The sequence below is a fragment of the Lysobacter enzymogenes genome (genome assembly GCF_017168095.1).
Lineage (GTDB): Bacteria > Pseudomonadota > Gammaproteobacteria > Xanthomonadales > Xanthomonadaceae > Lysobacter > Lysobacter enzymogenes_D.
The window spans coordinates 1-8895 of the sequence record NZ_LXSD01000373.1 but is presented as its reverse complement, the minus strand read 5'-3'; the positions used below and the strand labels follow the sequence as shown (position 1 = coordinate 8895).

General features: G+C 70.0%; 7 protein-coding genes. 5 read left to right on the top strand and 2 right to left on the bottom strand.

What is annotated here, in order from left to right; translation table 11 throughout:
* Positions 1 to 352: 352 nt before the first annotated feature.
* The gene (locus A7A76_RS15020) at positions 353 to 883 is read left to right on the top strand and encodes a hypothetical protein (RefSeq protein ID WP_206411939.1); all 531 of its coding nucleotides are present in this window, start codon (positions 353 to 355) and stop codon (positions 881 to 883) included.
* A 78-nt stretch (positions 884 to 961) separates the two neighbouring features.
* Here the strand turns inward: A7A76_RS15020 and A7A76_RS15015 are convergent, their stop codons facing one another.
* On the bottom strand, positions 962 to 1813 hold the full coding sequence (locus tag A7A76_RS15015) for a hypothetical protein (protein ID WP_206411938.1): 852 nt from the start codon (positions 1811 to 1813) through the stop codon (positions 962 to 964).
* Positions 1814 to 2223: 410 nt separating this feature from the next.
* Between A7A76_RS15015 and A7A76_RS15010 the strand changes: the two genes are divergently transcribed.
* Positions 2224 to 5295, top strand: coding sequence for a TonB-dependent receptor domain-containing protein (locus A7A76_RS15010; RefSeq protein WP_206411937.1), 3072 nt, complete (start codon positions 2224 to 2226; stop codon positions 5293 to 5295).
* Between the two features lie 322 nt (positions 5296 to 5617).
* Positions 5618 to 6082, top strand: a complete 465-nt coding sequence (locus A7A76_RS15005) for a hypothetical protein (protein WP_206411936.1) — start codon at positions 5618 to 5620, stop codon at positions 6080 to 6082.
* 15 nt (positions 6083 to 6097) lie between these two features.
* Here the strand turns inward: A7A76_RS15005 and A7A76_RS15000 are convergent, their stop codons facing one another.
* The gene (locus A7A76_RS15000) at positions 6098 to 6892 is read right to left on the bottom strand and encodes a TatD family hydrolase (RefSeq protein WP_206411935.1); all 795 of its coding nucleotides are present in this window, start codon (positions 6890 to 6892) and stop codon (positions 6098 to 6100) included.
* Positions 6893 to 7094: 202 nt separating this feature from the next.
* On the opposite strand from A7A76_RS15000, the gene A7A76_RS14995 reads away from it, so the two are divergent.
* Positions 7095 to 7562: a hypothetical protein gene (locus tag A7A76_RS14995; protein ID WP_206411934.1), complete on the top strand. Its 468-nt coding sequence runs from the start codon at positions 7095 to 7097 to the stop codon at positions 7560 to 7562.
* A 60-nt stretch (positions 7563 to 7622) separates the two neighbouring features.
* Positions 7623 to 8895, top strand: a 1273-nt coding sequence (gene hrpB, locus A7A76_RS14990) for an ATP-dependent helicase HrpB (protein WP_206411933.1), incomplete at its 3' end; no start/stop codon positions are given.

The following is an 8895-nucleotide window of genomic DNA, read 5'->3' as shown; positions in this document are numbered from 1 at the left end:
GCACGGCGCGCATCGTGCGCGCCGCCCTTCGGGTCTACGGTTGCCTGTGGCGAGTTCGGGGCGGCGGGGGGAGCTAAGAGCGATGGCAACAGCCGTAGCCGCCGCAGCAATATGGATTCCGACTTTCGCTGTAACGACGATCTTGGGACTGCGGGTTTCGGACGTTGCGGCGTGCCGCCTCTGCGGTTGATGGCGGACAGGGCCGTTGGTCGAGGCCCGATCCAAGAGCCTGCATGTCTTGGGCGCGCATGAACCGAATCGTAAATTCCTCCATTGACCCTTCCTGCACCCGCCCCGCGTTACAACCATGCCGCCCGCCCCCGGGCGTAACCGCCACACCCAAGGAGTTCCCATGCGCCTGACGCCTCTCGCCGCGATCGCTTCGCTCGCCCTGCTCGCCGCCTGCACGGCGCCCGACAAAGCCAGGGACGCCGCAGCCACGCCGGCGGCCGACAGCGCGACGGCGCCGGCCGCACCGCAGCCCGCGGTCGGGCCCGATGGCCCGGCCGCGGCCAAGATCGGCGCCGACCAGGTCGGCAAGGTCAGCCCGGTGCCGGCGTTCAAGGGCTTCGGCGAGCACTGGAGCATCGACATCCAGGCCACCGGCGAGATGAACCACAAGGTCGATCTGACCTGGGGCAGCGGCAGCGAGAAGGCCAGCGGCACCGCGCGCTACAACGGTCAGCCGGCCGACGCGCCGAACACGCTGATCGTGCTCAGCGGCGAGCTGCAGACCCAGGCCGGCGCCAGGCCGATGACGATCGAGATCAGCAAGAAGGAATGCATCGACGACGGCGACAACAAGCACATGCATTCGGTCGACGTGAGCGTCGAGGGCATGGACAAGCTCACCGGCGGTTGCGGCGACCTGGCCGTGTACTGATCGCGCCGCGTCACCGGACAACGCGAACGGCCCGCATTGCGGGCCGTTTTCATTGGCGCCGCCGGGCGCGCGGCGGCGTCAGGTACGCGCCGAGCGTCCGTGCAGCCAGCGCACCAGCAGCCACGAGGCGACCGGTGCCAGCAGCAGCGCCAGCGCCACCGCGATCACCCGCGTCGCCAGTTCCCAGTGTTCGCCGCCGAGCATCGCCGGCAGCGAAGCGAGCACGATCAACGCCGGCGTCAGCAGCGACGACCACAGCGCCGGCAGCGCGCCCGATCCGCGCCGCACCGGCGCGATCGATGCCGTCAGCCCGTGCACCACGCCGACCGCGAGGCCGACCACGCTCATGCCGGCGCGCTGTTCGCCCTCGCCGAGCGCGGTGAACGCGGCGGCCGCGGTCTGCACCAGCAAGGCCACGCCCGCGCCCAGGCTCAGCGCGACCAGCGCGCCGATCGCGCGGCGTTGCCGCGAAGTCCATGCCACCGGCAGCGTGCCGCGTCCGCCCAGCCACCACGCCAGCGGCAGCGCGACCAGATTCACCGCCACCACCTTGAGCGCGCCGAGCCCGGCCGCCCAGGCGCCCAGGGCCTGCGCGCCGGAGCGCTGCGCCAGCGACTGCATCAGCGGCGTCTGCAGCAGCGACCAGGCCACGCCGAGGCCGAAGATCAGCACCAGCGCGGCGAGGATGCAGGCCCACGGCCGCGCGGGCACGCCACGGCGATCGGTCAGCACGCAGGCCAGGGCGGCGACGAAGCCGATCAGCGAGCCGATCGAACACAGCCACTGCGCTGCGTTCAAACCCGCGCCCTGCGCCGCCGGCGAGGACAGCGCGGCGACCAGCACGAACGCGCCGGACAGCACGAACACCAGCGTCGACAGCGCCAGTGGGACGAACGCGGGCGAGCGGTTTTCGGCGAGGGCGGTCGGCATGGGCGTGGGCGCGAGGGGGAGCGCGACAGGGTAGCCGGTCCGTGCGCCGGTCGGTCGTCGGCGTGGCCCGGGGCGCGCGGTTCTGGCAGCGGCGTGCGAGGCGACGCCCTGGGCGCCGACCGGCCGACCGCGAAGCGCGCCGGTACTTTGCCGAGTTTGGCGCAAATCTCCATCAAGCCGGCTGGTACGGCCGTTCGAAACGACAAAGATGAATTTTTATAATCAATAGCTTAGGCGCAAGTAACATTTTGTTACGTTTTTTTCTTGCCAGCGCCAACCCACCCGACATAGGTATGAAAGCCCAGGCGCAAGGCCTTGGGTGACTTTTCGGGGGAAAAATCATGCAAAAGACTCACCGTCGCGGCACTGCGCCGCGCCGTTCGCCGCTCGTGTTCGGAATTTGCCTGGCCTTGGCCGTCCCGGCGGCGCTGGCCCAGCAGGCCGCACCCGCCGCCAAGCCGCCCGCCGCGGAATCCAAACCCGCCAGCGCGCCGACCGATCTGGACCGCCTGGTCGTCACCGGTTCGCGCATCCGCCGCGCCGGCTTCGACACGCTCGAACCGGCGACGGTGGTGAGCAAGGACTACATCGCCGCGCGCGGCATCACCAACGTCGCCGATGCGCTCAACGAAATTCCCGGCTTCGGCGTCGGCATCACGCCCGAAGGCGGCCAGGCGACCTTCGGCACCGGCGTCAACTTCGTCAACCGCTTCGGCATCGGCAGCGCGCGCACCCTGACCCTGGTCAACGGCCGCCGCTTCGTCACCAGCGCGCCGACCACGCTGTTCGGACCGGCCGCGCCGGGCCTGCAGGTCGATCTCAACGCGATTCCCACCGCGCTGGTCGAACGCGTGGAGAACATCGCCATCGGCGGCGCGCCGACCTACGGTTCCGACGCCATCGCCGGCGTGGTCAACGTGATCCTGCGCAAGAACTACGAAGGCGTCGAGGCCGGTGCCAGCTACGGCGTCACCGAACAGGGCGACAACGAGCGCTACAACGCCTGGGCGCTGGTCGGCGCCAACTTCGACGACGGCCGCGGCAACGTCACCTTCTCCTTCACCTACGACGACAGCAAGGGCGTGCTGCAGAAGGAGCGCGATTTCTTCCGCGCCGGCTACTTCAACGCCACCAATCCGCTGGCCGCGCGCATGGCCGCGCTGTTCCCGGGCCGCACGCCGGCCAACGACGGCCGCTACAACCCGAACATCCCGTTCAACACCGGCAACAACGACGGCATTCCCAACGGCGTGCTGATCAAGGACCGCCGCATCTGGTCGACGCCGTTCGGCGGCCTGATCTCGCCGGTCAGCGGCGCGTTCAAGCCCGGCACCGACAATATGGTCGCCAACGGCTTCGGCCCCGGCGGCAACACCGTGCTGGCGTTCGACCGCAGCGGCAATCTGGTGCCGTACAACCAGGGCATCCCGTTCTCGGCCACCGACGCCAGCGGCGGCGACGGCATCAGCCTGGTCGAGGCGGGCCAGGTGATCTCCGATCTCAAGCGCATGTCGGTGAACACCACCGCGCGCTGGGCGCTCAACGACCGCGTCGATGTGTTCATGGAAGGCTCGTTCTATTCGGCCGAAAGCACCGAGCTGACCGATCAGTGGGCGTTCAACTCGCCGCTGTTCGCCGGCGCCAGCGGCATGATCCGCTTCCCGACCAGCTACGCGCTGCTGTCCGATCAGGCCCGCGCCACCTTGCAGGGCCTGGGCGTCACCCAGTTCAACCTCTCTCGCGCCTCGCGCGATCTGGCCACCAACAACGGCAGCGGCACCACCGAACTGGGCCGGATCGTGCTCGGCCTGGAAGGCGATTTCGACATCGGCCAGCGCACGTTCTACTGGGAGGCTTCGGCCAACTACGGCCGCAGCGACTCGCGCGCCTACGGCACCTCGATCAACCAGCAGAACTTCGTCAACGCGCTCAATGTGGTGCGCAACGGCCAGGGCCAGGTGGTCTGCGCCGGCGCGCCGGTCGCCGGCGTGGTCGTGCCCGGCGGCCTGACCGCCCGGCCCGATCCCAACTGCGTTCCGCTCGACCTGCTCGGCGAAGGCCGTCCCAGCGCGGCCGCGCGCCAGTACGTGACCACCCGCACCGCCTCGCAGGCGCTGCAGGAGCAGGAGGTCTACAACGTCAACGTCTCCAGCACCTTGTTCGACCTGTGGAGCGGGCCGCTGCAGTACAACATCGGTTTCGAACACCGCAAGGAAAGCGGTTTGTTCGATCCCGGCGCGTTCCTCGAGAAAGGCCTGGGCCGTTCGGTGCCGATCACCCCGCTGCAGGGCCACTACACCACCAACGAGTGGTTCGGCGAGTTCGTGCTGCCGCTGGTCAATCCCGAGCGCAACTTCATCGGGCTGCGCAAGCTGGACGTGATCGGCAAGTACCGCCAGGTCGACAACTCGATCAACGGCAAGTTCGACACCTACACCTACGGCCTGCAGTGGAAGCCGTTCGAGGATTTGGAGATCCGCGGCAACTTCACCCGCTCGCTGCGCTCGCCGTCGATCACCGAGGCGTTCCTGCCGCAGGCGACTTCGTTCCAGTTCGTCACCGGCGATCCCTGCGACTCGCGCTTCATCAACAGCGGCGCCAACGTCGCCAACCGCCAGCGCAACTGCCAGGCCTTCCTGAACTATTACGGCCTGAGCAGCTTCACCTCCAACGCCAACGGCGCCTCGATCCAGGGCATCTCCGGCGGCAACCCGAACCTGCGCAACGAGTCGGCCGACTCCTACACCTACGGCTTCACCTGGGCGCCTTCGTTCGCCGAAGGGCTGACGGTCACCGCGGACTACTACAACATCAAGATCAAGGACGTCATCAGCAGCCTGACCGCGGCCGACATCGCCACGGCCTGCTTCGACGCATCCGACTTCAACGCCGGCGACGTGCCCAACGCCAACTCGTTCTGCAGCCGCATCGTCCGCAACGCGCCGGGCAGCGCCGCCGGCGCGGGCCAGGCGACTACCTTCATCAGCGGTTTCGTCAACGGCAAGTCGCTGACGATGGAGGCCTATTCGACCGAGATCGCCTATCGCTTCGATACCGACCGCTTCGGCCGCTTCGCCTTCGGCCTGACCGGCTACTTCCCCAAGGAGCTGACCGTCGACGTCACCGGCGTCGCGCCGAACCCGTCGGCCGGCGAGATCGGCACGTCCAAGCGCCAGTACCAGCTCAGCGGCGCCTGGGAGATGGGCAGGTGGGGCTTGAACCTGACCGGCAACTACCTCAGCAGCGCCGAATTCAACGTGCTCAACACGCCGGAAACCCGCGACATCCTCAAGGTCGGCGATTACTGGCTGTTCAACGGCGGCGTGCGTTACCGCCTCAACGACCACGCCATGCTGCGCCTGGCCGTGACCAACCTGTTCGACAAGGCTCCGCCGTTCCCGGCGCAGACCTCGGCCGATTCGTTCTCCACTTACGACGTGCTCGGCCGCCGCTACAACCTGGCGTTCGAGTGGAAGTTCTAAGGGTCTAGCGGGCCGCGAACCCGTCGCGGCCCGCGTACGCGCGAAGTGGAAGCCGTCGCTGTGATGGCCGGCCCGCTCTCCGACGGGTCGGCCCTTTTTTTGCCGGCGACGACGCTCAGGCCGGCGGACGCAAGGCACCCGCCGCAGCGGCGCGTGGGCGACGCCTTGCCGCGGCCGGACCGGGCCGCTCCACGACGGCGATAGCGCGAAACGCTCGCGGCCGGCGCCGGCCGCAGCGGCCTGGCGATTCACGCGACCGTTTTTCGTTCGTTGGGAATGACGACGGCGGCGCGGTGCCGCCGGCCACCCGAGGAGCCGCCCCATGCGTACCCATTTCGCCACCGCCGTCGCGTTGGCCCTGGCTGCCTGCGCTTGCCTCGCGCAAGCGCAAACGCCCACCTTCCCCGCGCCGGCCTTCCGCGGCGGCAACGTCGACTGGCAGGTGGTGCTGAAAACCCAGCAAGACCTGGCGGTGGTCTACCAACTCAAGGTGCCCGAGGCCGACAAACCGCAAAAGGGCGGCCTGAGCCATCGCAACGCCGCATACGGCGGATATGTTCTCGTCGGCGAGATCGGCGTGGAAAAGACCTCGATGACGGTGAAGATCGCGCCGGTGCCGCTGGGCAAGCCGTGCAAGCTCACCAACGGCCTGATGGGCGACTCGTACGGCCGCTTCACCTACTCGATCGAAGTCAGTCCGCAGCAGGCCAGGCCGGTCTCGACCAAGGCCGACCACAAGCCGTGGCCGGCGAAGTGGACCGGCTGCGGCAACTTCACCCTCAACTGAGCGCGCCCGCCGCGCTCACCGCGGCGGCAGGCGGAAGAACTGCGTCGCCGTGGCGGTGCTGTGCGCGGCGGCAGCGGCGACGTCTTCGCCGCGGTCGCGCGCGAGTTCTTCGACGATGTGGGCCAGGTACATCGGCTCGTTGCGCCGGTGCGACGGCGCCGGCTTGACCGTGCGCGGCAGCAGGTAGGGCGCGTCGGTCTCGATCATCAGCCGCTGCGCCGGAATGTGCTTGACCAGCTCGCGCAGGTGCAGGCCGCGGCGTTCGTCGCACAGCCAGCCGGTGATGCCGATGTACCAGTCGCGGTCGAGGTAGGCGAACAGCTCCTCGCGCGTGCCGGTGAAGCAGTGCACCACCGCCGGGCCGAGCTTGCCGTCGAAGTTCTTCATCATCGCCACGAAGTCCTCGTGCGCGTCGCGCTGGTGCAGGAACAGCGGCTTGCCGGTGTCGACCGCGCTTTGCAGCTGCATTTCGAACGCGCGCCGCTGCGCCGGGCGCGGCGAGAAATCGCGGAAGTAGTCCAGGCCGCATTCGCCGACCGCGACCACCTCATCAAAGGCCAGCAGCGCGCGCATTTCCGCGTCGCATTCGGCGGTGTACTCGCTGGCGTGGTGCGGGTGCACGCCGGCGGTGGCGAACAGCTCGCCGGGGTGCTGTCGCGCCAGTTCCAGCGCCTTGGGCGAATGTTCGCGGCTGGCGCCGGTGATCACCATGCGCGTCACTCCGGCCGCGCGCGCGCGCTGCAGCACCGCGTCGCGGTCGTGGTCGAAGCTGTCGTGGGTGAGGTTGGCGCCGATGTCGATCAGTTGCATGGGGCGAAGCGGAAGCCAGGGCAGCGCGCAGTGTAGAGGCTGGCTGCGTCCGGCCCAACCGGCGCTGGCCGCAATGCCCGCGCCCGCGCATTCGGCGCCGGCGACAGGCGGCGTCCCGTCGGCCGCGACGAGCGTTCACACCCGCCGTCCCAGGCGCGTTGCTTGCACGCGAGGCGGCATCGGGCCGCCACAGGAGACTGCAATGCGCATCGCTACGTTCTGTCTGGCCGCCCTGCTGGCGCTGGCCGGCGCCGTCCACGCCGCCGCACCCGCACCCGCGGGGCTGGATTTCCCCAAAACGCCATTCAAGGGCGGCAACGTCAATCCGGTCTGGCGGATCGAGCTCAAGCGCGTGGAGGCCGGCGTCGTCGAGCTGCGCCTGTCGAGCCCGCGCGGCGTGCCCATCGCCGCGGGCACGCTGACATCGGTCGAACCGGTGCTGAAGCTGCCGGTGTTCGGCGAACTCAAGGGCCAGTACGGCGTCGCCGGCCAGGTCGTGATCCGGCAGCGCACGCGGCCGGCGCAGGTGCTGGTCGCGCCCAGCAAGGCCGGCGCGCCGTGCCAGGATGCGCGCGGCGAGAAGTACGCGCAGGCGGTGTTCGTGGTGATCGGCGCGGCCAGCGATCCGGATCAGCTGTACTACGGCTGCGGCGAATACGCCAAGCCTTGAGCGGCGCCGGCGGCGGCGGTGCCATTCCGGGCGCCGCCGCCGGTCCGTATCCTTGCGCGGGTGAACAGCCCCGCCTTTCCCATCGATCCGCTGCTGGCGCAGATCCGCGCCAGCCTCGCCGCCCATCCGCGCCTGGTGCTGGAAGCGCCGCCCGGCGCCGGCAAGACCACCCAGGTGCCGCCGGCGCTGCTGGACGCGCCGTGGCTGGACGGGCGCCGGATCGTGATGCTGGAACCGCGCCGCGTCGCCGCGCGCGCGGCGGCGAACTTCATGGCGCGCCAGCGCGGCGAAGCCGCCGGCGACACGGTCGGCTACCGCATCCGCTTCGAGAACAAGGTGTCCGCGCGCACCCGCATCGAGGTGGTCACCGAGGGCATCCTGACCCGGATGATCCAGGACGACCCGACCCTGGACGGCGTCGGCGCGCTGCTGTTCGACGAATTCCACGAACGCCACCTCGCCGCCGACCTCGGCCTGGCCCTGGCCCTGGACGTGCAGGCCTCGTTGCGCGAGGACCTGCGCATCGTGGTGATGTCGGCCACGCTCGACGGCGAGCGGCTGGCGCAGTTCCTCGACGCGCCGCGGCTGAGCAGCGCCGGGCGCAGCTATCCGGTGCAGATCGGCCATTACCCGGCGCGGCGCGAGGAGAAGCTCGAACACCAGCTCAAGCGCGCGGTCGAACACGCGCTGGCGACGCACCCGGGCGACGTGCTCGCGTTCCTGCCGGGCCAGCGCGAGATCGCCCGCGCCGACGCTGCGCTGGCCGCCAGCGAGGCCGCGCGCGGCGTCGACGTATTGGCGCTGCACGGCGAATTGCCGGTGGAGCAGCAAAGCCGCGTGCTCCAGCCCGACCCCGACGGCCGCCGCCGGGTGGTGCTGGCGACCAACGTCGCCGAATCCAGCGTCACCCTGCCCGGCGTGCGCGTGGTGATCGACTCGGGCCTGGCGCGCGAGCCGCGTTACGACCCCAACAGCGGGTTCGCCCGCCTCGACGTGGTCGCCATCGCCCAGGCCTCGGCCGACCAGCGCGCCGGCCGCGCCGGCCGCGTCGCCGACGGCTGGGCCTATCGCCTGTGGCCCGAATCGCAGCGCCTGGAGCCGCAAAGGCGGCCGGAAATGGCCCAGGTCGAACTGGCCGGCCTGGCGCTGGAACTGGCGGCCTGGGGCGATGCCAACCTGCGCTTCCTCGATGCGCCGCCGCCCGGCGCGCTGGCCGCGGCGCGCGAGTTGTTGCTGCGCCTGGGCGCGCTGGAACCCGGCGCCGGCGCGCAGCCGGCGATCACCGCCTTCGGCCGGCGCATGCTCGCGCTGGGCACGCACCCGCGCCTGGCGG

What these genes read in the sequence shown, in the direction of transcription:
- A7A76_RS15020 (WP_206411939.1), top strand. Translation starts at nt 353, where the DNA reads ATGCGCCTGACGCCTCTCGCCGCGATCGCTTCGCTCGCCCTGCTCGCC.
- A7A76_RS15015 (WP_206411938.1), bottom strand. Translation starts at nt 1,813, where the DNA reads ATGCCGACCGCCCTCGCCGAAAACCGCTCGCCCGCGTTCGTCCCACTG.
- A7A76_RS15005 (WP_206411936.1), top strand. Translation starts at nt 5,618, where the DNA reads ATGCGTACCCATTTCGCCACCGCCGTCGCGTTGGCCCTGGCTGCCTGC.
- A7A76_RS14995 (WP_206411934.1), top strand. Translation starts at nt 7,095, where the DNA reads ATGCGCATCGCTACGTTCTGTCTGGCCGCCCTGCTGGCGCTGGCCGGC.
- A7A76_RS15000 (WP_206411935.1), bottom strand. Translation starts at nt 6,892, where the DNA reads ATGCAACTGATCGACATCGGCGCCAACCTCACCCACGACAGCTTCGAC.